At 44.0% G+C, this 23,817-nt stretch carries 20 protein-coding genes and 1 pseudogene; 12 read left to right on the top strand and 9 right to left on the bottom strand.

Annotated features, from left to right (window positions below; all coding sequences use genetic code 11):
- Positions 1 to 90 precede the first annotated feature (90 nt).
- The 7 genes from greA to GVO63_RS14055 all read left to right on the top strand — a co-directional run bounded on the left by greA (position 91) and on the right by GVO63_RS14055 (position 7,965).
- The gene (greA, locus tag GVO63_RS14085) at positions 91 to 567 is read left to right on the top strand and encodes a transcription elongation factor GreA (protein WP_159580695.1); all 477 of its coding nucleotides are present in this window, start codon (positions 91 to 93) and stop codon (positions 565 to 567) included.
- Between the two features lie 327 nt (positions 568 to 894).
- Positions 895 to 2,310 (top strand): cytochrome-c peroxidase, encoded by a 1,416-nt coding sequence (locus GVO63_RS14080; protein WP_159580693.1) that lies wholly within the window; start codon positions 895 to 897, stop codon positions 2,308 to 2,310.
- A 467-nt stretch (positions 2,311 to 2,777) separates the two neighbouring features.
- Positions 2,778 to 3,707, top strand: coding sequence for a hypothetical protein (locus tag GVO63_RS14075; protein ID WP_159580691.1), 930 nt, complete (start codon positions 2,778 to 2,780; stop codon positions 3,705 to 3,707).
- Positions 3,708 to 3,973: 266 nt separating this feature from the next.
- A complete protein-coding gene (locus tag GVO63_RS14070) occupies positions 3,974 to 4,702 on the top strand; it encodes a hypothetical protein (RefSeq protein ID WP_159580689.1) in 729 nt (242 codons plus the stop codon).
- Positions 4,703 to 4,884: 182 nt separating this feature from the next.
- Positions 4,885 to 6,870: a methyl-accepting chemotaxis protein gene (locus GVO63_RS14065; protein ID WP_159580687.1), complete on the top strand. Its 1,986-nt coding sequence runs from the start codon at positions 4,885 to 4,887 to the stop codon at positions 6,868 to 6,870.
- A 71-nt stretch (positions 6,871 to 6,941) separates the two neighbouring features.
- Positions 6,942 to 7,481 carry an NUDIX hydrolase gene (locus GVO63_RS14060; protein WP_159580685.1) on the top strand — a complete coding sequence of 180 codons (540 nt, stop codon included), beginning with the start codon at positions 6,942 to 6,944 and terminating at the stop codon, positions 7,479 to 7,481.
- Positions 7,482 to 7,572: 91 nt separating this feature from the next.
- Complete coding sequence (locus GVO63_RS14055; RefSeq protein WP_159580683.1) at positions 7,573 to 7,965, top strand: DUF3224 domain-containing protein; 393 nt, start codon at positions 7,573 to 7,575, stop codon at positions 7,963 to 7,965.
- Positions 7,966 to 8,064: 99 nt separating this feature from the next.
- On the opposite strand, the gene GVO63_RS14050 is transcribed toward GVO63_RS14055, so the two are convergent.
- Complete coding sequence (locus GVO63_RS14050; RefSeq protein WP_159580681.1) at positions 8,065 to 8,514, bottom strand: Hsp20 family protein; 450 nt, start codon at positions 8,512 to 8,514, stop codon at positions 8,065 to 8,067.
- Positions 8,515 to 8,685: 171 nt separating this feature from the next.
- Positions 8,686 to 10,536 carry a GGDEF domain-containing protein gene (locus GVO63_RS14045; protein ID WP_159580679.1) on the bottom strand — a complete coding sequence of 617 codons (1,851 nt, stop codon included), beginning with the start codon at positions 10,534 to 10,536 and terminating at the stop codon, positions 8,686 to 8,688.
- 239 nt (positions 10,537 to 10,775) lie between these two features.
- On the opposite strand from GVO63_RS14045, the gene GVO63_RS14040 reads away from it, so the two are divergent.
- Positions 10,776 to 11,957 (top strand): acetate kinase, encoded by a 1,182-nt coding sequence (locus GVO63_RS14040; RefSeq protein WP_159580677.1) that lies wholly within the window; start codon positions 10,776 to 10,778, stop codon positions 11,955 to 11,957.
- A 50-nt stretch (positions 11,958 to 12,007) separates the two neighbouring features.
- Positions 12,008 to 14,146, top strand: coding sequence for a phosphate acetyltransferase (pta, locus tag GVO63_RS14035; RefSeq protein ID WP_159580675.1), 2,139 nt, complete (start codon positions 12,008 to 12,010; stop codon positions 14,144 to 14,146).
- 61 nt (positions 14,147 to 14,207) lie between these two features.
- Here the strand turns inward: pta and GVO63_RS14030 are convergent.
- The 6 genes and pseudogenes from GVO63_RS14030 to miaB all read right to left on the bottom strand — a co-directional run bounded on the left by GVO63_RS14030 (position 14,208) and on the right by miaB (position 20,710).
- A pseudogene (locus GVO63_RS14030) lies at positions 14,208 to 14,970 on the bottom strand (NYN domain-containing protein).
- A 141-nt stretch (positions 14,971 to 15,111) separates the two neighbouring features.
- On the bottom strand, positions 15,112 to 16,617 hold the full coding sequence (lnt, locus tag GVO63_RS14025) for an apolipoprotein N-acyltransferase (RefSeq protein ID WP_159580673.1): 1,506 nt from the start codon (positions 16,615 to 16,617) through the stop codon (positions 15,112 to 15,114).
- Positions 16,618 to 16,723: 106 nt separating this feature from the next.
- On the bottom strand, positions 16,724 to 17,581 hold the full coding sequence (corC, locus tag GVO63_RS14020; protein WP_159580671.1) for a CNNM family magnesium/cobalt transport protein CorC: 858 nt from the start codon (positions 17,579 to 17,581) through the stop codon (positions 16,724 to 16,726).
- Between the two features lie 116 nt (positions 17,582 to 17,697).
- Positions 17,698 to 18,174 carry an rRNA maturation RNase YbeY gene (gene ybeY / locus GVO63_RS14015; protein ID WP_159580669.1) on the bottom strand — a complete coding sequence of 159 codons (477 nt, stop codon included), beginning with the start codon at positions 18,172 to 18,174 and terminating at the stop codon, positions 17,698 to 17,700.
- Positions 18,171 to 19,247, bottom strand: a complete 1,077-nt coding sequence (locus GVO63_RS14010; protein ID WP_159580667.1) for a PhoH family protein — start codon at positions 19,245 to 19,247, stop codon at positions 18,171 to 18,173. Before GVO63_RS14010 ends, ybeY begins: the two co-directional genes overlap by 4 nt.
- Positions 19,248 to 19,276: 29 nt before the next feature.
- Positions 19,277 to 20,710 (bottom strand): tRNA (N6-isopentenyl adenosine(37)-C2)-methylthiotransferase MiaB, encoded by a 1,434-nt coding sequence (gene miaB, locus GVO63_RS14005; protein WP_159580665.1) that lies wholly within the window; start codon positions 20,708 to 20,710, stop codon positions 19,277 to 19,279.
- 306 nt (positions 20,711 to 21,016) lie between these two features.
- Between miaB and GVO63_RS14000 the strand changes: the two genes are divergently transcribed.
- Both GVO63_RS14000 and GVO63_RS19535 read left to right on the top strand, forming a co-directional pair.
- Positions 21,017 to 22,216: an FAD-dependent monooxygenase gene (locus tag GVO63_RS14000; RefSeq protein WP_159580663.1), complete on the top strand. Its 1,200-nt coding sequence runs from the start codon at positions 21,017 to 21,019 to the stop codon at positions 22,214 to 22,216.
- Positions 22,216 to 22,392 (top strand): hypothetical protein, encoded by a 177-nt coding sequence (locus GVO63_RS19535; protein WP_201281916.1) that lies wholly within the window; start codon positions 22,216 to 22,218, stop codon positions 22,390 to 22,392. Before GVO63_RS14000 ends, GVO63_RS19535 begins: the two co-directional genes overlap by 1 nt.
- A 10-nt stretch (positions 22,393 to 22,402) precedes the next feature.
- Here GVO63_RS19535 and GVO63_RS13995 read toward each other — a convergent pair whose 3' ends face one another.
- A complete protein-coding gene (locus GVO63_RS13995) occupies positions 22,403 to 22,993 on the bottom strand; it encodes a TetR/AcrR family transcriptional regulator (protein WP_159580661.1) in 591 nt (196 codons plus the stop codon).
- A gap of 149 nt (positions 22,994 to 23,142) precedes the next feature.
- On the opposite strand from GVO63_RS13995, the gene GVO63_RS13990 reads away from it, so the two are divergent.
- On the top strand, positions 23,143 to 23,694 hold the full coding sequence (locus GVO63_RS13990) for a carboxymuconolactone decarboxylase family protein (RefSeq protein ID WP_159580659.1): 552 nt from the start codon (positions 23,143 to 23,145) through the stop codon (positions 23,692 to 23,694).
- Positions 23,695 to 23,817: the final 123 nt, after the last annotated feature.

The following is a 23,817-nucleotide window of genomic DNA, read 5'->3' as shown; positions in this document are numbered from 1 at the left end:
TAGCGATATTACATTTGTGTGAACGAATAAAAAGTGCGCCTTCGCGGCGCACTTTTCTGTTTAAATTACTAGCTAAGTGAGACAGTATTCATGAGTCAGTATCCAATGACAGCGCGCGGCGCTCAAATGCTGCGTGACGAATTAAATGAGCTAAAAACGAAAACACGCCCACGTATAATCGAGTCTATCGCAGAAGCGCGTGAGCATGGCGATTTGAAAGAAAATGCTGAATATCACGCGGCCCGTGAACAGCAGAGCTTCTGTGAAGGTCGTATTCAAGATATCGAGGGCAAACTTTCAAACGCACAGATTATCGACGTCACTAAAATGGAAAATACCGGGAAGGTTATTTTCGGCACTACTGTTACTATTTTAAACGTTGATACCGATGAAGAAACAACTTATCGCATTGTAGGTGATGACGAAGCGGATATTAAGAACAACTTGATATCGGTAAACTCACCAATTGCACGTGGCCTGATAGGTAAAGAACTCGATGATATGGTGACTATTCAAACGCCCGCAGGCAAGGTTGAAGTGGAAATCATTGAAGTAGAGTACATTTAGTTTTTCTTTTAATTTAAGAAAAAATTAATAAAAATCCGCAATTTGAAAAGCCCCCAAACAATTGAATGTGCCAATATTTGGGGGCTTTTTACGTTCAAACATCACAACGCTTCTGATACCTTTTCTCGCATGAAATACAAGCCTCAGTTTTTCAAAGGCGTGTGCGTCAAATTAATGTTTAAAATACGCGACTATCACTCGAAGTTGCTGCCTTGGTCTACTATATTAAATAATGTTAATAAGTATGCTTTTACTGAGTACCATCGTCACTTCGTGGCCCTGATGCTTTGAAATTTAATTGTCGTTGAATGCGGTTAAGGTGAAGTCATGAAGTCAATTCCTTATATTCAGAATGTATTGATACTTGGTGTTGTTATAATGATGGTGGGTTGTGGGGCAGATAAAGAGAAAGAGCCTACTCTCGAGGAAAGTTCGCTGTCCGCACAATTAATGACAACATTGAACGAGCAATTAGATGGCGGTGCGGTAGGGCTTCAATTGCCCCAGTCTTCAGATTTTTCCAGTATTCCCGCCGATCCCAACAACGCACTCACTGAAGAGAAAGTTTCTCTTGGTATGATGCTCTTTCATGAAACAGCCGTTGCAACGGAAGGTGTTCATGAGCAGTTGGTCAACACGTGGTCATGTGCGAGCTGTCACCATGTTGCTGCTGGTTTCAAATCCGGTGTTGTGCAGGGAATAGGAGAAGGTGGAACCGGTTTTGGTGTTGCAGGAGAAATGCGTGTATTAACCGAGGGCTTCGACAAATCAAGCAGCGATCCGAGTTTAATTCCCGATGTTCAACCACTTACTTCCCCCAGTATTTTAAATACAGCTTATCAAGAAGTCATGCTTTGGAACGGCCAGTTTGGTAATCAGGATGGCGGGCTAATTAATGCTGAATTACCGAGTGAGATATTGGCCACTGCCGGTACTCCGAAAGCTGAAAATACGCGTGGTTTGGGGGGCCTGGAAACCCAAGCAATTGCGGGTACAAAAGTGCATAGACTCAACACGTTCAACAACTCTTTCGTCCAACAAAATATTGAGTATCAATTGTTATACGAAGCAGCATTTCCGGAGGGGGGCGATGATATTCTTGAAAATATGGGTAAGGCAATTGCCGCATATGAGAGAACAGTACTAGCTAATCAAGCGCCTTTTCAGCGTTGGTTACAAGGCGAAGACGCAGCGCTTACGGACCAAGAAAAACGAGGTGGCCTACTTTTCTTTGGCAAAGCGGGTTGCGCAAGCTGTCATACTGGCCCTGCTTTGAGTTCAAATATAGGAGCTGCTAACGAAGAGATGTTTATGGCCATCGGTTTTGCCGATCTCGATACGTCAAACCCTGAAATTACGGGAGTGGTAACTGAAAATGATGCAAAGGGTAGAGGTGGGTTTACTGGACGTATAGAAGATAACTATAAGTTTAAAGTACCACAGCTCTATAACCTGAAAGATTCAAACGTGTTTGGTCACGGTGGAAGTTTCACGAGTGTTGAGCAGGTGGTGTTATACAAGAATGCAGGTGTGCCACAAAAAAGACTGGCGGACGGTGTGATTGATGAACGATTTGTGCCGCTGAATCTTAATGACGAGGAAATCGATGATTTAGTCGCATTTTTAGAAGAAGGACTTTACGACCCGAACCTTGATAGGTATGTACCCGATGCTTTGCCATCAGGAGCATGTTTCCCTGTAGCAGATGAGCAATCGAAGATAGACCTAAACTGCGCACCCTAGATGAAAAAAAGCGCCATTGCATAAAGGGAAAAAAGCAAGAGCTCAAGATCTTTACTTTTTTCCCTTCTTATTCTGCTTTTTTCGAGCAAATAATGGTAGACGAATGATCCTCATCCTGAGTTGATACGCCGCCCTCTCTTAAACCAACAGTTGACTGAACATAACTAATTTAGAAAATACCCTATCGTTCGTGGCCTCACAGGTAAAGGACTCGATGATAAAGTGGCTTTCAAACTCCAACTGGCAGTGGAAGTGGGAAGCATCGAAGTTGAATATATCTAAATAACGAGAATTGAGAAACGCGCAGAGAACATACTCGGCGTTTTTGTTTGTGCAAGCCATTATAGTGTTGTATAAATAATGTACAGGAAAATCAACGCTACACACTATCAGGCATGTTTCAACACGGACGTTTGTACAAACCACATTATTTATTGCCCGCATTATATTTGTTTATAGTGTTGAGCATGAACTTCTATCTAGGTTTTATTTCCTTCGATTATGAGGCGACTTCACTCGCTGCTCGAGATGCTGGTACAGCACTAACGGCGCCTATTCTTGTCGCTTTTGCGTGGTGGGCATCTCATCAAACACTCGAGAGTTCAGCTATCTATTTGTCTTTTCTTTTATCTCACCGAAGAAAAAAATCAAGGTTAAGGTTAGTTGAAACGGTAAGACTTACTTTTTTTTCCCAGCAGTCAAAAGTGCTGCCCTATATTGTAGTTTTCGCTGTTTGTGTCGCCAGCGCTTATGTGCTTTCACAAGGCATTGCAGATAAAGTGACAGAGCAGCCTAAGAGACTATTTTTGCTTCTACAAGCCATTCCGATGTGGATATCAGGGTTGTTATTGTTTACCTCTAACATCATCGTTTTGCGGTTCATTAAGCGGCACTTACAAAAGCATTTCAGAATAAGGTTGTTTGAAATGGAAAAACTGATGCCTCTTTGTAAACTGGTATTGCACAACTTTTGCTTAGCGTCGATCTTGCTGGCAATTTATTCGATAACGTTTTTGTTTGTTGAGGTGCCCCTTACTGATGCAATGTTACTGTCGGTAATTTCTTTTCTACTTGTTCTACTTTTACTTCAACCCATTCTAGAGGTGCACCACGTGGTAGCACAAAAGCGCTCATTGGCGCTAGCTCGAATAAATGACAGCCTCAAGATTGAAATTTCCCCTAAAAACCGTATTAGTGCAACGAGGCGTTTAGTCGATAATGACAGTCGTCTTCAATTCATCTCTGACTTGTTAACGGTGCGAACTGAAATTGAACGGGCACCAAGTTGGCCACTTACACTTCCTTTTACGTTGAAAATTTTTGCGCTAATTTTACTCCCAATGCTGTCTTGGACAGGCGCTGGTCTTGTAAGTCAATTAATAAAGGCGGTGTTATGAATGTAAACATGCAGCGATATTCGACTCTGATGTTTTGTGTGCTAGCAGGGATTTGCATTCTAATAGGAGCTCATTATTTTGGTGCATTTGAGTTAACGCGATTAGAAACCCCGCTTGGAATAAGGCAGCGAAATGCAGCGCTAGCGTTTGGATTAATGATTGTATTTTTTATTTACACCAATAGGTATCTATACCATCGTTCGGTTAAATGCTTCAGTGATTTCTTAAGCAAATACCCCAGTGAAATGAAACATCAAACAATGGTTGTGAAATTACAAAACGGTTTTGAACAGGGGCGAAGGTATAGCTGGATAGGGGGAGGACTGCTCACAGTTGCTTACCTTCTATATGAAGGATTATTGTCGCTAGAGTCTGATCCGCTATCGTGGTATTTGAGTGCTGTAGGTCTTTTCTTTTGGCGATACGTGATTTACACGCTTTTTTGCTTGTTATTTGTGACTCGCTTTGTGTTAACACATTTTTTGAATGAAGCTTTGATTGACCTATTTGGTATAGAGAGGTTTCAGCATCTGTCTGACTTGGTTATTTCTAACGCAGTTATAAGCGCGCTGTTCCTGAGTTTAATTCCTATTTTTTGGCTTGGCACTAGCGTGCCGATAATTGATCGGGTAATTGTATCGATCGTATTTTTACTGCTGATTTATTTTCTGTTTCTTCCGGTACATAAAGTACAGCGAATTATCGCTAAAAAGAAATCCCTCGCGATTGCGCGCATTAATGATTCGATAAAGCAGCTATTTCTGCTCAACGAGAACTATAAAAGGCGTTTAACTGACGATCCAGTTCGCCTGCGGAAGTTAAGTTCCTTGATAAATTCAAAACAGCAAATTTCTACGGTTTCTGAATGGGCTATTGATATTCCACAAGGAATGAAGACTATCGCTATCGTATTTTCGGTTCCGGTATCGTGGATAATTGGCGCACTTGTAGATGAGTATCTGCAACAATTAATTGAAATTTCGAAAATGGTTTAGGTAGTACCGCATACTTTAGGTTGTGTATATTACCGTATGAAACTCCGCTTACATGATAGATTTGCGCTTATTCTAATGTTTCCTATACTGAAGGCGATTGCCTATTTTTAAGGCAATTATAGGAGGTATACCTTTCCTCATTCGTCTCATTAAGCAGTACTGTATTACATGGAGTCTTATTAGTGCGCTTGCTACAACGATTTTCTATTCTACAGCTGTCTGTGTTAGGCGCGGGAATACTATTAATAAGTGTTTCATACTTGGCTTTCAAAGATATCAAACGGTCATTGGAGGTAACTCGTGCGGCTTCAACCGATATTGAAATGATAGCCCTCATTGCCGCCGTGGAGTCTGTGGCACACCATCACGCCGTTGAGCGCGGATTAACGGCCGGCTACTTAGGCAACCCCACACCCGAAGGCCGAGATAAAGTTGAGGCTCAGCGAAAACAGGCAGACAACGCGGCCGCACAATTAATGTTGTTGCTCCAAAATGATGGAGCGTACAGCGACAGGGTAATCAAAATTCTTAACCCATTGCTCGGCTATTTAGGTGACAAAGAGGCGCTAAGACGCGAGGTGGATAGTCAACAAGGGACGAGGGCGTTTACGTTCTACAGCTCACTCAATGCGTCAGCGCTAAATGCCGCTACTGCATTAACGATATACGTTAACAATTTAGCGTCAAAAGAACAGTTGTCTAACGCTATTCTTCTAGCGCAATTAAAAGAGCGTTTGGGGCAACAACGAGGGAAAGTGAATGGCGTGATAGCGCGAAAAGAGGCAAGTGAAACCGTAATAAACGAGTTGAAGGGGTATCAACAAGAGGCACAATATATCTCGGGTAAGCTGGAAAACAGTTTATCTAAAGACAGTGTTGCGATGTTTACGCGAGCAATGACATCAAATGAAGCAACGTTAATAAGTCGCACATTAAAAGTTCTGAACTCTGGAAACATTGACGCTAACGCGCTTCCTTCAAATAGCGAATGGTTTGGAGCGGCGACATCACAAATCAAAGATGTAAAAGCGATACTCGACAATATATGGGTACAAGTAAATAAAAATGCAGAAGACATGCACAGCGATGCCTCTTTCGCATTGATACTTACACTTATCATTATTTTTGTTGGCATTGTAGTTATTTTCCTTATTTATCGCGCGCTGTTATACATACTCAACACGCAACTCACTCGTCTTACACACAACCTCTCAAAAATTGCCGAGAAAGGCGATTTAACGGTTGATGTAGAAATGCAGGTACAAAATGAACTCGGTACAGTGTCTATTGCGATTAATAAAACGATATTGGCATTGAAAGATTTAATCAGAGGGCTAGAGCAGTCTATTAGCGCAAGCGCTCGTCTGTCATCGGAATTAGAAGCATCCTGCACGGAAATGGTACAGGACGCGGGAAAAACACAGCAGCGGTCGCTCAACATTGCTTCAGCATTAGAAGAAATATCGGTAACGAGTACCGATATCGCTAAGTCGGCTTTTGATACTTTAACAGCAAGTAAGTCACTGGATGAACTGGCAATTGAAGCTTTTGAGATTAATGAATCGATTAGAAAAGCCATGAAGCAGTTAGAAGAAGACATGACGCATGTTGAGGAGAACGCCGCTGCGATGGAGAAACAGGTAACTGATATAAGCAGTATACTTGAAACCATAAACACCTTATCAGATCAGACTAACTTACTGGCCCTAAATGCAGCGATAGAAGCAGCCCGCGCAGGAGAGCACGGCAGAGGCTTTGCCGTTGTTGCCGATGAGGTTCGTAAACTCGCGCAGAGCAGTAGAGACGCTTCCGCTCAAATAGCCACACTACTTGCGTCGCTGCAGCAAGCAAGTTTGGTGGTTGTACAAGACGTAAATAAAAATGCGATGGCAGTGAAAAAGTCAGTTGAAATTACAGGAAGTGGGCGAGAAACAGCTGAAAAAGTGAAAGATGCCGCGTCGAACGTAGAGCTTATGGCAAATAATATGTCTGCGGCGGCAGAGCAACAATCTGTTACGACGCAAGAAGTGGCAAAAGATATTGTTGACGTTGAGGCAGCAGCAAAACATGAAGTTGAGTTGGCGCAGGCGTTGTCAGAATTGTCTCATTCAATGAAAGAGAACAATTTAGTACTCAGTCGAACTATCGCTAATTTCACAATTGACTGAGTGTGAGTCATCGCTCACTATATTTGTCGGTAAGGGTTATTACAGTTAATCGCGCAACGACAAGGATAACGATGGCAGACATTGAAACGCTACATTCAAAAATAGTGTACGAAAACAAATGGCTTCGTGTAAGAGAAGATAAAATACGTCGCAGCAGCGGTAATGAAGGTATTTATGGTGTAGTAGAAAAGCCAGACTTTGCCATTATCTTACCTATCGAAGGCGATAAGGTTTACATGGTAGAGCAATATCGATATACCATAAAACAGCGCCAGCTTGAGCTACCACAAGGTGCATGGGAGGGTAACCCTGATGTTGATCCTGTGGAGCTTGCAAAGGGAGAACTCAAAGAAGAGACAGGTTTAAGCGCGCAATCTATGGAGTATGTGGGTTTTCAATATTTGGCTTATGGTTTTTGTAATCAGGGTTACCATATCTTTGTCGCTAGAGGTCTAACTCAAGGCACGCAGAAGCTAGATGTTGAGGAAGAAGACTTGCGTGTTGTTTCACTTTCCCTAAATGAGTTAAAAGAAAAAATCATTAAGGGTGAGATAAAGGATGCTAGCACCTGTAACGCGGTGGGCTTAGCCATTCTTAAGGGATTTGTTTAAACACCTTGTTACATTTTTCGACTGTCTTTTTCTTTCTAAGGCGTTAGTTTTTACAGATCTTACCTTAAATTTATTTTGAAAAGAGATATCCATGGCGCTGAACGGACGATTTTCTATTACTCAATGGGATGAAGATACACTTAGTGAAAAATCTGAGGGCATCAAGGTATCTCACGCCAGTATTAAGCAAATGTATTCCGGTGATATGAGCGGCGAGTCTAGCGTCGAGTTTTTAATGTCCTACCAATCGCAGATGACCGCCAAATTTACGGGGTTTGAAACATTTGTTGGCGTGATTAATGGTATGCGCGGCACCATTACCTTTCAGCACAATGGCAAGTTTGAAAACGGTGTTGCTAGTAGCAACTTCGTGTCTATTGAGGAGACTGCTACGGGGGAACTGAGCGGCTTTACGTTTCGAGGTAGCTTCCAATCCGGTGAGTCGGGTAACGCGGACTATACTATTGAGGTGGTTGAGGGATAAGAGGCAAGCCTCTGTCAGTCAACGCCTTTTCCATAAGTTAAAAAAAACGGCGCCATAAGGCGCCGCTAAAAGTTGGGAAACAAACCAAGAAACTAACGATTAGTTTTCGAGTAAACGAGAACCAATTTCTATTTGGCGAGGTTTCTTGGCTTCAGGAATGACTCGCTCCATATCAATATGTAAAAGGCCATTTTCCATGTCGGCTGCCAGTACTTTTACGTGGTCGCCAAGTTGGAATTTACGTTCAAAGTTACGCTCTGAAATGCCTTTGTGTAAGAACTTACGCTCTTTACTTTCTTTGTCTTCCGCTTCCGCTTTTTTCGTGCCAGTAATGGTTAACGTATTGTCTTCAACCTGAATAGATACATCGTCTTTGCTAAAGCCTGCTATGGCCATAGTGACACGATACTTGTCATCGCCAAGTAATTCGATGTTGTATGGCGGATAAGTGCTTTGCTTCTCAGCACGAGATGCTGCATCGATAAGTGATGCAAGATGGTCAGAACCAATAAATGAACGGTAAAGTGGAGATAGATCGATAGTACGCATAGTCATATCCTCAAAATTAAGCAATATGTTTAAAATTTAAATGCCCCGACTTCGCGGCGGCGGTTTCGTCGACCTGACCTTTCAGCGCCGACAAAACAGATATAGGAGTAGAATGTTTCTTTTCAACTGGAAAAAATCAAAAAAATTAAAAAAATTTTTAAACCTTTGATTTTAAAGTGTTTGTTTTTCAACTTTGTTGCGCCCATTTTTCTTGGCTACATATAGCGCCTCATCGGCATCATTGAGTAGTTGCTCAAAAGAAAAAGATTTATTGTAGGTTGATACACCGAAGCTAGCGGTAATTCGAATTTTCTCACCGTTCGCCATAAAGGGCGTATCGCACAGTTCGAGTCGCAGCTTCTCAGCAAAATTCATTGCATCTGTCAGCTCACTATTAGGTAATATCACGACAAACTCTTCACCCCCTAAACGTGCGAGTATGTCGCATTTTTTTAGATGAGTACGACAGGTTTTCACAATAAACCTCAAAACCTGGTCTCCGACGTCGTGCCCATATAAATCGTTTATTCGTTTGAAGTGATCGACGTCAAACGTGACTAACGAAAGCGCCGTACCCGCTACATTGGCTTCTTTGCAGAGCATATTGCCTTTTTTGAACGCCCACCTTCGATTGAAGCAGGCCGTGAGAAAATCCGTATTTGCTGCTTTCCTGTAATAATTTCTACCGCGAAGAAGGAAAAAAGCCGCGACAGTTAGCGCAAGTATAATACCGATAAAGACATAAACGATAAGCATTCTGTACTGTTCACGGGCTCGCTGATTCTCAAGTTCAAGTTGCGTCACTTCCAGCTGTTGCTGCAGTATTTCGTTCTCCATTTTATCAATAGTTTGGTTGTGCGTGTAAGCGGTAAGAATGACTTGTCCTTCAATAAGCTCAGACAAGTTTTGGGTATGAAATTTATCCAATGCCAATGCTTTTTCAATTAACTCAAGGGCATCTGGCTCACCAGATAGCCCTGTTTTGAGGATATTCAAAATAGATTTATAGCGCGGCAAATTATCCAAGCCATTCGAGACTTGGTCCGCGTATTCTTTAGCTTGTGAGAATTTTTCCAATTTATATGCATTTAGGCTGAGCTTAAAGTACAACAGGTTAACGAAGCCCGCTTCCACCGTTGTATCTTTTAGAGAGAGTGCTTCTAAATATTTTTGATAAGCTTGCTCGATTTTTTCTTGCTTCTCAAAAATATTACCTTGGCTTAAATGGCTAAAGAACAAAAAGTCTTGGTTGGCATCAGGTTTATTTGCCATGGCGAACATCTCGTCAACCTGCTGTTGCGCATCGCTGAACTTGTCGAGTTGCAATGCTAAGTCGGTAAGCGTGAAGCGCATGTTGAAAGCACTTTCTGTGCTGTTGATACTCTCCCACGCATGGAGTGCTTTGCGAATATAGTCATACGCATCTTGATAGAGTCCATTTGCCTTGTAGATATTGCCCGTCGCATTGTAAATGAGTGCTTCTTGTGATGGCGGAAACTGATATGTGTCGTGCAGTGAAATAGCGTCTTGTAGGAGGCTCATTGCCCGCGCAAAATCTCGTGTGTCACTGGCACAAAAAGCCGCTGACGTCAGTGCTTGCACTAATTGTTCTGGTTCATTAATCGCTCTCGCTACGTTTAAGGCGCGATAACGGTCAGGGCAATAAATCGCGGTGTCATTTGTAGCAACATATTGAAAATACGATCTTTCTAATAAGCTGTGAACAAGGTGCTTGCTCTCGGGAAGCGTGGTTAATATGGCAATCGATTGGCTTAAATGTTTCTGTGCCTCATCTAGCATTGCTTCTTCCCCATATGCAGTGCCCAAAAGCTGGTGAAAGATACCTTGCTGCTGCACAGACCAATGATTACTGGTTGCTTCATGCTTTTTCAAAAACATAAGCTTTTGTTCAAAAGAGGCATTACTGTCAAAGTAATCTGTGACTTCTTTAAAGGAGGTTTCAGCTTCACAGTTAGTACTGCTTATCGCAAAAAGAGTGAGAATGATGAGGACAACACGCATTGCTACATATACCTTGTCTACTTGCCGTTACTGCGGCTTTCTTTGAAAGCGTTGGCTGAGGAGGTGTTTTGTCTTAACGACATTATTTTTTCTCTAAATTAAGGCGATGAACTGAGCAAAAACAAGCGCATGCGATAATTTTTATAAACTATTTAGCATAACGTTAACCAACGTACCTGTTTATAAATGCTACAATTCACAAAGCAACACAATCCCAATCATACTACTTGAAAAGCCAAATGAAAAAAGAAGTCATTGTATTAAATTGCGGCAGTTCTTCTGTCAAGTTTGCCATTATAGACGCTGATACTGGTATTGCCGGTTTATCTGGTATTGCGGAAAGCCTCGGTAATATTGATGCGAGTTTGTCTTATAAAGTGAACGGTAAAAAGACAACGCTTTCGCTGAGCAAGAACGCGGGGCATACCGAAGCACTTAACGCCATTCAAGAGATCATTTCCAGCACAGGCGTTCAGCCCATCGCTATAGGGCATCGCGTCGTGCATGGCGGAGAGAAATTTAAGCAGGCCGCACTTGTTGATGACAGTGTTTTAAAAGCAATCGAAGATTACGCGAGCATGGCGCCGTTGCATAATATGGCGAACTTGAAGGGCATCGTCACCGCGCAAGCCGCTTACCCAGATTTGCCCCACGTCGCGGTGTTTGATACGTCCTTTTTTCAAACCCTTCCCAAGAAAGCCTTTATTTATGCTTTACCCATGTCGCTTTATCGCGAACATGGCATAAGACGCTATGGCTTCCACGGCACGAGCCATAAATTTATTCTTGATAGCATGGCAAAAATGCTAAATAAGCCTGTTTCAGACACTAGCATCATCAGTGCTCACTTAGGCAATGGCTGTAGTGTATCGGCTATCGAAAAAGGTCAAGCCGTTGACACAAGCCTTGGGTTTATTCCGCTTGAAGGGCTGGTGATGGGAACGCGCTGCGGCGATTTAGACCCAAGCTTACCTGGAACGCTACAGAAAAAACTGGGCAAAACGGCCGATGAAATCAGCGATTTGTTAAACAAACAGTCAGGACTTCTTGGTATTTCAGAACTAAGTAACGACTGTAGAACCCTTGAAGAAGCTGCACTTGAGGGGCACGAAGGGGCATTGCTGGCAATCGAGATATTCTGCTACCGCCTGGCTAAATACATTGCGGGCTATATGGTAGCCGTGCCTACGTTAGACGCAATTGTCTTTACCGGCGGCATTGGTGAGAACTCGTCGCTTATCAGAGAGACGACCATGGGATATTTCGCTCACTTTGGCATTACTTTAGATGCGCAAAGAAATACTGATGCGCGATTTGGGCAAGGTGGAAAAATTTCTACAGATACAGCGTCAACGGCTGTTTATGTCATACCTACCAATGAAGAATGGGTAATTGCGGCTGAAGCTGCAACCTTCGCGTAAATTCAACTAGCAACGCCAGCGCTTGTGCGTGGGCAATAGCAGGAGTAACTATGTCTCGTAGAATTATGTTGATCCCCGTAGGTACCAGTGTGGGCCTAACTACGGTCAGCATGGGCCTTGTTCGCGCCATTGAAGAACAAGGCATTAAGCTAAATTTTTTCAAGCCCGTGGCGCAGCCTCGAAGAGGTGATAACGGTGAAGAACGTTCAACCGCGATTATCGCTCATCATGCCAGCGTCTCGCCGATTGCGCCGTTTCAGCTTGACTATGTTGAGCGTATGATTAGCAATGACAGTACCGATGAATTGCTTGAAGAAATCATTGAGCGCTTTGAAGAAAATAGCGAGCAAGAAGCGGTAACGGTGATTGAAGGATTAGTGACAACGCGTCACCACCCTTATGCAGAGCGATTGAATTTGGAAATAAGCCGCGCACTTGATGCTGACATTGTTTTTGTTGCTGTGCCTGGGAATGATACCGTCACTGATATAAACCATCGCCTTGAAATCGTCGTGGATACCTATGGTGGCCATAAAGGGCAGAAAGTCGTGGGCTGTATTTTCAATAAAGTTAACGCGCCATTTGATGAGCATGGCCGACTTCGTGCCGATATTGGCGCCATAGAGGCCCCCGAGCACGATGAAGAGCGCACGCAGGCACTACGAGAGCTGCCAATATTCAAAAAGGGGTTAAGCTTACTTGGTACGATAGATTGGAGCGCTGATTTAGTGTCTCCTCGCGCAACCGATGTAGCTAAGCACCTTAAAGCGACTTTGCTTAACGAAGGTGAGCTATCGGAGCGTCGTTTGAGCAGTGTGACGTTTTGTGCCCGAGAAATTCATAACATGACACACACCCTTAAACCAGGCGCGTTACTTGTGATGTCTGGCGATCGCGGCGACGTGTTTGTGTCGTGCTGTCTAGCTGCGTTGAACGGAACCAAGTTAGGTGCACTATTGCTTACCGGTGGCTACCAGCCCGACGAGAATATCATGGCGCTATGCAGTCAAGCGATGGAGACAGGTTTGCCAGTTATGTTGGTCAACTCCAACACGTGGCAGACTGCACAAGCACTTCACGCGTTTAATCAAGAAGTACCGGTTGATGACAGTCAACGCATAGAAAAAGTAATGGTACATACTGCTGAAAGTTTAGATGCCAGTTGGGTTAATTCTCTTACTCAGAAAGTTTCCCGTCAGAAAAAGCTCTCTCCATCAGCGTTTCGTTTTTACCTGACAAATCGTGCACGACAAGTTAATAAGCGCATTGTATTGCCAGAAGGAAACGAACCCAGAACTGTGGTAGCAGCGTCTATTTGTGCTAAGCGCGGTCTTGCACGCCCTGTACTGTTAGGCGACGAAACCGAAATCAGACGGGTAGCGGAACAGCAAGGCGTAGTACTTAGCGATGGTGTGGAAATCCTATCGCCGTCGGCCATAAAGAAAGACTACGTTGAGGGCTTAGTGGCGTTACGTGGTCACAAAGGTGTGACCGAAGTGGTGGCTCAAGAGCTCCTACAAGATAACGTAACGCTTGGTACTATGATGCTTCAGCAAGACGATGTGGATGGATTGGTCTCTGGCGCGGTTAACACCACGGCTAATACTATTCGCCCCGCGCTGCAGTTAATTAAGACAGCTGAAAATGCCTCTTTGGTGTCATCCGTATTTTTCATGTTATTGCCTGACCAAGTTTTGGTCTACGGTGATTGTGCGATTAACCCTGACCCTAACGCTCAGCAGCTTGCCGATATTGCTATTCAATCTGCAGAGTCTGCACAAATGTTTGGCATTGAGCCCCGCGTTGCCATGATTAGCTACAGTACGGGGTCGTCTGGTGCAGGTAGCGATGTAGAAAAAGTGCGTGAAGCCACTAAAATTGCGCAACGTCTTCGCCCTGATTTACTGATAGATGGCCCGCTTCAATACGATGCCGCGGCCATTGAAAGTGTAGGTAAGAGCAAAGCGCCTAATAGCCCAGTAGCAGGGAAAGCAAACGTATTTGTATTCCCAGACCTAAACACAGGTAACACCACTTATAAAGCGGTACAGCGTAGCTTCGATTTAGTCTGTATTGGCCCGATGCTGCAAGGCATGAGAAAGCCAGTTAACGATTTAAGCCGCGGCGCGTTGGTGGATGATATCGTGTTTACCATAGCCCTCACGGCTATTCAGGCGGCGGGCAATTAATATATAGTTGGATTTCGCTCGAAGGTATTGATTTACGCAGCGTCTAATATTCAGGCGCTGCTCATTTCAACTTGCCAATTTGCTTTGCTTTTTTCTTGTCTCTAACCCACAACACAGAACCATTTGTTTTCTTCATTTCAAAAAGATCTATGGCTTGAAACAAATCACTCAATTTTTTAAATCCATAATTGCGTTGATCGAAGGATGCATGGTTTGAAATGTGTGTTCCAATGGGCCCTAACATCGCCCAACCTTCATCATCTTCCACAGCTTCAACTGCCTGTCTCAACAGGTTCATCAACCTAGTGTCGCTTTTAATATTCTTCGTATCTTTTTGAATAGGAGCCTCTTTCTCACTTTCTTTGTCCAAATAAAGGAAGCGAGAGCAACTATTAACAAAAGCTAAAGGTGCTTTTCTCTCGCCAACTATTAACAAAAGCTAAAGGTGCTTTTCTCTCGCCAAATCCTATTACAAACTTTCCATCGGCTAATGTACGGGTTACAAGTGGAGTGAAGTCACAATCTGACGATACGAGGCAAATAACGTCTATATCTTTTGTATATAATACATCCATGACATCAATGACTAGTGCCATGTCTGTCGCATTTTTGCCTTTCGTGAGATCAAATTGTTGAATGGGTTGAATTGCAAACTCGTGAAGAACATCTTCCCACGGCTTTAAATTCTGATTTTTCCAGTTTCCATATGCCTTTCTGATATTGACTACACCATAGCGTGCCAATTCAGAAAGGACCTTATCTATTTTCTGCGCAGGTGCATTATCAGCATCAATAAAAACTGCAATTGTCTCTTTGTCTCTCAAGTGTGCCTCCTTGCTACTAAACTTGTTCGTATTACTCTGTATTTATAATGTTACTGCGACTTATCAATCCTAACGTAGCCAACAGAAATTTTGGCTTTTTTCCCTTAGCTTCAGGACAAAAGTTGTCACAGTAAGGGTACATTAATGTTTCGGTCTTTCAATTACTATGGCAGCGAGCATCAGTGCAATGACCAATGTCCAAACGCCTAACTCTTGAAGGTGGTAATACGGCGTAAAACCGCGAGTTGCAACAACAGGCGCTGAAATATTACCGGCTATAAATTGAGGCAAGCGAGCTGTTACTTCACCTTTATGGTTTATAAAGGCGGTAATGCCATTGTTTGTCGCTCTCACAACAGGGCGGCCCAACTCAAGGGCGCGCATCCGTGCAATTTGTAAATGTTGAGCAGGGCCATGTGAGTGGCCAAACCACGCGTCGTTACTTACCGTTATGATCATATCAGTATCATCATAGACATTCGCCATGACCTGATGAGGAAACGCGATTTCAAAACAGATAGCAGGCGCTAGGTGTATGCCGTTTGCTTCAAGGTTCGTCTGCTGATAGTCACCACGAGAAAACGACGACATTGGCAAGTCGAACAAAGGAGCAAGCGGGCGAAGCCAATCTTCAAAAGGCACAAATTCGCCTACAGGCAATAGATGATGTTTCGAAAAACGGTTGTTATGAAAATATTGATAATCTGGGTAAGCAGCATCTGGTGTGCGTTTTCCAAGCACAATAAGGTTGTTCCAAGCCTCGTCGGTTTCCCAGTTATAATTAACGATGCCGGTAATAAGGGCCGTGTTCTCTTGAAAGGCTCTTTCGTTAACTTTAGCAAGATAAGGTTGAGCCAATGGCTCAAGCTTTGGAACGGCGGCTTCAGGCCAAATAATCAGGTCGTTATCCCATAGGCTTTCGGTTAAATTCCAATACGTGTCCATGGTTGGACCATCTTGCTCTGGCACCCATCGCAGGCTTTGGGCAATGTTGCCCTGCGCCATGCCTACTGAGTAGGTCTTTTCGGGTGCAACCCAAGTATGTTGCTTAAGTAAGTAGCCGCTAGTAAACAAGCACAGCGCAACCAGCACTGCATTGGCGAACGTTCGTTTATTATGTATTAACGCAAATAGTGTAGCGCTGATAACGATAAGCGCGCTTATTCCTGTTTCACCGATAATCGGCGCAAAGCCTGAAAGCGGACTATCTATCTGACTATAGCCTAACGATAGCCACGGAAAACCGCTTAGCATCCAGCTTCGTAGCCATTCGGTAACCACCCAGAAAAAAGGCAGCACCATGGGCCATAGCTGAGGCGAAAAATATTTTGCGGTAACTTTTGTGGCAAGGGCAGGGTATAACGCGAGGTAGCCGCAAAGTAACGCCATGAGTGCAACGGATGCAGCAAGCGGTAAGCCGCCAAAGTCAGCAATACTTACATGAACCCAGCTGATGCCCGCACCAAACCATCCTGCGCCAAATAGCCATCCAGCTAAAAATGGGCGATGTTTTAGCTTTATTACCTGGCGAAGCGCAAGTGCAAGGGCAGGAATCGTTAAAAGCCAAATATTAAAGGGAGCGAAGGCCAGCGTTAAACTTGCGCCGCTTAGTACAAGAAGAAGGTGGGGAGTAAACCGTTTCAGCATTGGCGTCATCTGATCGTGGTTAATAGAATTGTTAAATCAACACAGGGGAAGCACGAACAAATCGAGCAGCCCTGTGCTGAAACAGAAGCAAGTTTGCGCTACTTCACTATTCGAGTGAAGGCACTGAAACCTTAAGTTGAATAAGTCGACGTTTATCTGAGTTAGTCACTTTAAACTGAATATCGCCAATGGTGATTTCATCATTGGTTTCAGGCATATGACCAAACGCTTTAAGCACAATACCACCAATGGTATCGGCTTCTTCTTCACTGAACTTGGTTTCAAAAAACTCGTTAAAATCATCAACAGGCGTCAGCGCTTTTACCGAGTAGGTAGACTTGTTTAATGGGCGAATATCGTCGGTACCGTCTTCTTCAGTATCGTATTCGTCTTCGATTTCACCCACGATGATTTCTAAGATATCTTCAATGGTAACAAGGCCCGATACGCCGCCATACTCGTCTACCACAATGGCCATGTGATAGCGCTGTTGACGAAACTCTTTAAGCAAAACGTCTACACGTTTGCTTTCTGGCACAATGACCGCAGGGCGCAAAATATCTTTTAAGTTAAACTCTTTTTCTGCATTGAAAGCAAACGCAAGTAAATCTTTAGCAAGCAAGATGCCTTCAATGTGATCTTTGTCTTCGCTGATAACAGGAAAACGGGAGTGGGCAGATTCGAGCATGAGTGGTAGAAACTCTTCTACCTTTTTCTCTACATCTATAGTGGTCATTTGAGCGCGAGGGATCATGATGTCCCTCACTCGCATCTCATTGACGCCTATCACCCCTTCGATCATTTCGCGGGTTTGTGGGTCAATGATTTCGTTATGTTCCGCATCAGTAATCACTGATACCAACTCTTCTTTACTTCTCGGCTCGCCAGAAATTGAATTTTTTAGTTTATCTAACCAACTCTTGCCTGATGAGCCGTTGGTAGAGTGAGGATTATCGTCGCTCATAATATCCGTTTTATTGTTAGTTCAACGCCAACGTTAAAATGGTTCTTGCTGGCCGTCAATGGTTTATTGTTACTAAGTATTGAAGTGTTTATATAACAATTGTTTAAGATCAATATTCAATCGTTAACTTCGTAGGGATTATCAATGCCAAGGCGCGCAAGAATATCAATTTCCTTGCTTTCCATTTCCTCGGCTTCAGCATCATCAATATGGTCATATCCCATCAAATGCAATAGCCCATGAACCATCATGTGTGCGTAGTGATCGCTCACTTTTTTCTGCTGTTCGTCTGCTTCGCGGCTAATAACCGGGGCACAGATAACCAGGTCGCCTAATAAGTTAATTTCAATACCTGGAGGTGCCTCAAAAGGGAAAGACAAAACATTCGTTGGCTTGTCTTTCCCGCGGTATTCACTATTTAAACTTTGGCTTTCGGCTTCGTCAGTAAAGCGAATCGTCACTTCTTGCTCGCTTAATCCTTCGTATTGCAAAACAGCATTCGCCCAACGCTCGAGTTCGGAAGGTGAGGGGATGGCCGCTAAAATAGCTTCGTCACCTTCAAACGCTTGTTGCACATCAATAATGGCGGTCACGATGCGCTGTCGTCGTTCGTTTGCTCAGAGCTGTGAGCCGACTGTTCACGTTGAAGTCGCAATGCTTCTTCTTTACGTTCTTTGCGCAGTCGTTCTTGTTCGGCGTCATGCAGTTCATAAGCTCGAACAATACGTGCAACCACAGGGTGGCGAACCACGTCTTCAGCGTTGAAGAAGTTAAAAGAAATGTCATCCACTTCGCTCAACACTTCAATAGCGTGGCGTAGACCTGATTTGGCACCGCGAGGTAAGTCTACCTGTGTAATGTCACCGGTGATGACTGCTTTTGAATTAAAGCCAATACGGGTTAAGAACATTTTCATTTGCTCTACCGTTGTGTTTTGGCTTTCATCCAAGATGATAAAGGCGTCGTTTAGTGTACGACCACGCATGTAGGCAAGCGGCGCTACTTCAATAACATTGCGCTCCATCAGCTTTTCTACTTTCTCGAAGCCCAACATCTCAAACAGGGCGTCGTAAAGAGGGCGCAAATATGGGTCAACTTTTTGCGATAGATCCCCAGGCAAAAAGCCGAGCTTTTCACCTGCTTCCACCGCTGGTCGGGTAAGCAAGATACGGCGAATTTCTTGGCGCTCAAGTGCATCAACAGCAGCAGCCACAGCCAGATAGGTTTTACCTGTACCGGCGGGGCCAATACCAAAGGTGATATCGTGGTTAATAATATTCGCCACGTACTGCGCTTGATTTGGATTGCGCGGCTTAATAACACCGCGCTTCGTTTTGATGTTCACCTCTTTGCCATAGCCGCCTGTGGCGTCTTTTTCAATAACGCGGGCTTCTTGAATGGCAAGATGGACCTGTTCTGCCTCTAGCTCAGGAATTCGGCCCTTGATAGGCTGAGTTTCTATGTAAAGAAGCTTAAGTAATTCGCTAGCACTTTTTATTTGCTGCGGTTCACCCAACACTTTGAACGCGTTATTTCGGTAGGTAATTTCTACGCCTAACCTGCGCTCAATTTGTTTAATGTTGTCATCAAAGGGGCCACATAAACTCGACAGGCGTTTGCTATCTGCCGGTTCTAAATCAAATTCGTTACTAACCAATGTACTCAAGCTGCTTTTTTCCTCGCTTTAAAACGTAATTAGGCTGGGTTAAATTGACCCACGCCAAGATCGTCAGGCAAATCTGCCTGATGCTTTGCCATGATAGATTGGGGCGAAACGGCAACACGCAACCCCATTTCGCTTTCTCTGCGCACAACTTCACCACGAAGTGAATTGGTGAACACGTCTGTAATGTTGACATCAACGAATTCGCCAATCATGTCCGGCGTGCCTTCAAAGTTCACTACACGGTTATTCTCTGTACGTCCAGAAAGCTCCATTGGGTTTTTCTTAGACGGACCTTCAACCAGAATTCGCTGTTCCGTGCCAACCATATGGCGAGCAATACGAAGAGCTTGTTGTGTAATACGCTGTTGTAGTAGATGAAGGCGTTGTTTCTTCGTTTCTTCACTTACATCATCCACTGCGTCGGCAGCAGGCGTACCCGGGCGAGCGCTGTAAATAAAGCTGAAGCTAAGGTCGTAATCGACCGCCTGAATCAAATCCATGGTGGCTTCAAAATCGGCGTCGGTCTCACCTGGGAAACCAATAATGAAGTCGCTCGACAAGCTAATGTTCGGGCGAATTTTCTTCAGCTTACGCATTTTTGATTTGTATTCTAATGCCGTATGGCCACGCTTCATCAAGTTCAATATACGGTCAGAGCCACTTTGAACAGGCAAGTGCAGGTGGTCTACTAACTCTGGAATAGACGCGTATGCTTCAATAATATCGTCAGTAAATTCAACCGGGTGAGAGGTGGTATAGCGAATTCTGTCGATACCGTCGATAGCGGCAACTAATTCAAGTAGTTCAGAGAAACGACAAATTGTACCGTCGTAGTTTTCACCGCGGTATGCATTTACGTTTTGACCTAAGAGGTTTACCTCACGAACGCCTTGCCCAGCAAGCTGTGCTATTTCCAATAACACATCGTCAACAGGACGACTTACTTCTTCACCACGGGTGTATGGCACTACGCAGAATGTGCAGTATTTTGAACAGCCTTCCATAATTGAAACGAACGCTGTTGGGCCTTCAGCGCGTGGCTCAGGCAGGCGGTCAAATTTTTCAATTTCCGGGAAGCTTACGTCAATTACAGATTTTGCGCCGCCCTGAAGTTGATTAATCATTTCAGGCAAGCGGTGCAGTGTTTGGGGGCCAAATACCAAATCTACAAATGGCGCGCGTTGGCGAATAGTATCGCCTTCTTGAGAGGCTACACAGCCGCCCACGCCGATAATAAGTTCGGGTTTGTCTTGCTTAAGGTTTTTCCAACGGCCCAGCTGATGAAACACCTTTTCTTGTGCTTTTTCACGAATAGAGCAGGTGTTAAGCAAGATGACGTCAGCTTCTTCAGCGCTTTCTGCAGCACTGTAGCCATGCGTCGAGTCTAGTAAGTCTGCCATTTTCTCCGAGTCATACTCGTTCATTTGGCAGCCCCAGGTTTTGATATACAGCTTTTTAGTCATAACAACTATTCGATAACCTGTTAATGTTCCTGTAAGTGAAAGCAGTATTACCTGTGTTTAGCAAGGTGACTGGGCAGAATATGCGTTTACATATGGCGCTTAAGTCGCCCTTGCAAAAAACACCGGAAATGTCAGTTACAGGAAGATGTTCAAAATAGCCGCATATTTTACCTGTTATGCAAACATATTCCCAGTGTCTTACGACGATTCGTTAAGAATTGATCTAGGGCAAGCCAGTTCTACGTTTTACTTCACACTGCTTTGTGTTTTAAGACATAATGCAAGTGCGTGTTTTAAGGAGAGTAAATGGTCGATTTTTGTATAAATGGTGGCGGAATGGTGGGTGCTGCACTGGCACTCGGACTTGCGCAGCAGCATTTCAAGGTAGTGGTAATTGAGCCTTATTTACCGGCCCCATTTAACCCCGAGGATGGGCCTGACTTAAGAGTTTCAGCTATCAGCGAAGCGTCGGTCACGCTGCTAAAAGCCTTGGGTGCTTGGGACTACATTGCTGCTATGCGCGTTAAACCCTACACCGGTCTTAGCGTGTGGGACGACCCTTCCCATCGAACAGATTTCACTGCACAAAGTATCGACATGCCGCAATTGGGCTTTTTTGTGGAAAACCGATTGTTGCAGCTGGGATGCCATAAGGCACTCCAGCAGTGTGACAATGTTGAGCTTATCTCGGGTCAAATGGTGCAAGATATTCAGTTAGCGAATACGGCAAAGGTCATGCTCTCAAACGGCAGAACCATCGAAGCCAAGTGGCTCGTTGGCGCAGATGGCGCAAACTCTCAGGTAAGACAAGCAGCCGGTATTGGCACCACAGGTTGGCAGTATGCCCAACAGGCAATGGGTATCACAATCAAAATGCAAAAGCCTGTAGAGCCTGTGACCTGGCAGCAGTTCACATCGAGTGGCCCCAAAGCGTTTCTGCCTATGTTCGACAATTACGCCTCGCTTGTGTGGTACGACACGCCCGATGAACTTAAACGTCTAAAAAGCTTAAAAGCCAGCCAGCTTAAAAGTGAAATTCTTAAAACGTTTCCCAACGAATTAACTCAACATGGCAATAGCTTTTCAGTTATTGATAAAGCTATTTTTCCGCTTACCCGTTCTCATGCTAATCACTATGTCAAAGGTTGCTGTGCGTTAATTGGCGATGCAGCTCACACCATTAATCCACTTGCTGGGCAGGGTGTGAACTTAGGTTTTAAAGATGTGGAGACCTTTCTTTCGGTGTGTGCTGAATTTAAACCTATTGGTAACGGCAACCCTTCGTCGCTCACCGATAGCGTATTTTCGCAAAAACTCATCAGCACCTATGAAAGGCCTAGAAAGCGAGATAACTTGGTGATGATGACGGCAATGGACGGGTTTTATACCTTGTTTAGCAATGACGTTACCCCCATTAAATGGATAAGAAACAAGCTTCTTTCTGTGGCGCAGCGCATAGAGCCTGCTAAACAAGAAGTACTTAAATATGCGATAGGGATACGATAATGGAAGTATTAATTTTACTCGCCGTGTTGTTCGGTGCACTAGCATTAATAGTGCCGCTAATAGAACGTTCTAAAATGCGCATCAGCAATGAGGATGCAGCCAAATGGGCCAAGTGGATTTGGCCCTTAATGGGAATTTTGCTTATCGTGCAGTTGTTGCGTTTGCTGTTTTCATAAATTAACCTGACTAATGTGTGTTTAACGGCCATTGACCCTTAATATCTAACAGAACTTTATCTATCATTTGAGTGATAGGTTCATCGTCGTCTTGCACTACTGCAAACGCGCGTAAACCCACAAATTGATTTTGAAGCCACTCCGCAGCCAGTTTCGCTGGTGTCTGTTCAGGCAGTTCACCGTTTTCAATACAGGCTTCAATAATATCTCTAAAACCAGTCTTTAGGGTTTGCATACTCTCAAGTACTGCTTTTTTGGCTATATCACCGATGATATCTAATTCAGCAATAGACTTTACCAGTAAGCATTGGCGCATGTAGCGTTGCTCGTCGGGGCCAGTTAACGCTGTTTCAAAAAAATGATAAAGCGCGCCAAGCGGTGACTCAGCTTCTGCCACCTGCTTTAGGCGCTTTGCGCTGTTTTGAGCATAGTTTTCTACAACGAGCTTGAACAAACCTTCTTTACTTTGGAAGCGCGCATAGATACTGCCCGGGCGCATATCCAATGCCTGTTGAATATCGCGCATACCTGCTGCCTGAAAGCCTCGTTGCCAAAAAAGCTCAGTGGCTTTTTCAATAACGTCATCGTGGTCATATTTCATTGCTGCATACCTTATACGTGAATATTTTGAACAGGTGTTCAATTGTCGCTTGAACGATCGTTCAAGTAAACCTATTATTGCTGTCATAACGAGTTGTGAGAAGCGCATAGCGCTACTCAGGTTTTTGTTCACATCAATAGGAGAGTGACATGAGCGATTTTACTTTACATACGAAAGAAACTGCACCAGAAGCAGCAAAGCCACTCATTGATAATTCTGTAAGTGCATTTGGTATGTTGCCAAACTTACACGCGGTTATGGCAGAGGCACCAACGTTACTTGAAGGTTACCAAGTACTTCACAAGCTAGCGCAAGACACATCGTTTAATGCAGAAGAGCTAACGGTAGTATGGCAGGCCGTAAATGTTGAGCATGCCTGTCATTACTGTGTACCGGCGCATACCGGCATTGCGAAAAGCATGAAAGTGCGCGATGACTTAATTGAAGCGTTACGTAACGATGAAACTTTGTCTGATAGCAAGCTGAATACCCTTAAAGAGACTGTGCTTGCCCTTACTCGCGGCCGAGGCAATGTTGACAATGCGCAGTTAGATGCGTTTTATGCTGCTGGCTATAAACATCAGCAACTTCTTGAAATTATTCTTATTCTGGCGCAAAAAGTAATGAGTAACTATACCAATCACTTAGCCGAAACACCGGTAGATGAGCCTTTCAAACAATTTGAATGGTCACCCAAGTAATGTGAGTTCGACTCTATAGGAACGGAAGCATAGCTTCCGTTTTTCATTTTAAGCTAGCGTGCCGGTTTACCAATATTTTGAATCTAGATAACTGTGCGCTAATCAACGCAGCTTTTCAAAAGA

Source organism: Alteromonas sp. KUL106, from assembly GCF_009811415.1.
Classification (GTDB): Bacteria; Pseudomonadota; Gammaproteobacteria; order Enterobacterales; family Alteromonadaceae; genus Alteromonas.
Note: the sequence above shows the minus strand (reverse complement) of the source record. Positions and strands in the feature narration are given on the sequence as shown.

What these genes read in the sequence shown, in the direction of transcription:
- greA (WP_159580695.1), top strand. Translation starts at nt 91, where the DNA reads ATGAGTCAGTATCCAATGACAGCGCGCGGCGCTCAAATGCTGCGTGAC.
- GVO63_RS14080 (WP_159580693.1), top strand. Translation starts at nt 895, where the DNA reads ATGAAGTCAATTCCTTATATTCAGAATGTATTGATACTTGGTGTTGTT.
- GVO63_RS14075 (WP_159580691.1), top strand. Translation starts at nt 2,778, where the DNA reads ATGAACTTCTATCTAGGTTTTATTTCCTTCGATTATGAGGCGACTTCA.
- GVO63_RS14060 (WP_159580685.1), top strand. Translation starts at nt 6,942, where the DNA reads ATGGCAGACATTGAAACGCTACATTCAAAAATAGTGTACGAAAACAAA.
- GVO63_RS14055 (WP_159580683.1), top strand. Translation starts at nt 7,573, where the DNA reads ATGGCGCTGAACGGACGATTTTCTATTACTCAATGGGATGAAGATACA.
- GVO63_RS14050 (WP_159580681.1), bottom strand. Translation starts at nt 8,514, where the DNA reads ATGCGTACTATCGATCTATCTCCACTTTACCGTTCATTTATTGGTTCT.
- GVO63_RS14045 (WP_159580679.1), bottom strand. Translation starts at nt 10,536, where the DNA reads ATGCGTGTTGTCCTCATCATTCTCACTCTTTTTGCGATAAGCAGTACT.
- GVO63_RS14040 (WP_159580677.1), top strand. Translation starts at nt 10,776, where the DNA reads ATGAAAAAAGAAGTCATTGTATTAAATTGCGGCAGTTCTTCTGTCAAG.
- pta (WP_159580675.1), top strand. Translation starts at nt 12,008, where the DNA reads ATGTCTCGTAGAATTATGTTGATCCCCGTAGGTACCAGTGTGGGCCTA.
- lnt (WP_159580673.1), bottom strand. Translation starts at nt 16,617, where the DNA reads ATGCTGAAACGGTTTACTCCCCACCTTCTTCTTGTACTAAGCGGCGCA.
- corC (WP_159580671.1), bottom strand. Translation starts at nt 17,581, where the DNA reads ATGAGCGACGATAATCCTCACTCTACCAACGGCTCATCAGGCAAGAGT.
- miaB (WP_159580665.1), bottom strand. Translation starts at nt 20,710, where the DNA reads ATGACTAAAAAGCTGTATATCAAAACCTGGGGCTGCCAAATGAACGAG.
- GVO63_RS14000 (WP_159580663.1), top strand. Translation starts at nt 21,017, where the DNA reads ATGGTCGATTTTTGTATAAATGGTGGCGGAATGGTGGGTGCTGCACTG.
- GVO63_RS19535 (WP_201281916.1), top strand. Translation starts at nt 22,216, where the DNA reads ATGGAAGTATTAATTTTACTCGCCGTGTTGTTCGGTGCACTAGCATTA.
- GVO63_RS13995 (WP_159580661.1), bottom strand. Translation starts at nt 22,993, where the DNA reads ATGAAATATGACCACGATGACGTTATTGAAAAAGCCACTGAGCTTTTT.
- GVO63_RS13990 (WP_159580659.1), top strand. Translation starts at nt 23,143, where the DNA reads ATGAGCGATTTTACTTTACATACGAAAGAAACTGCACCAGAAGCAGCA.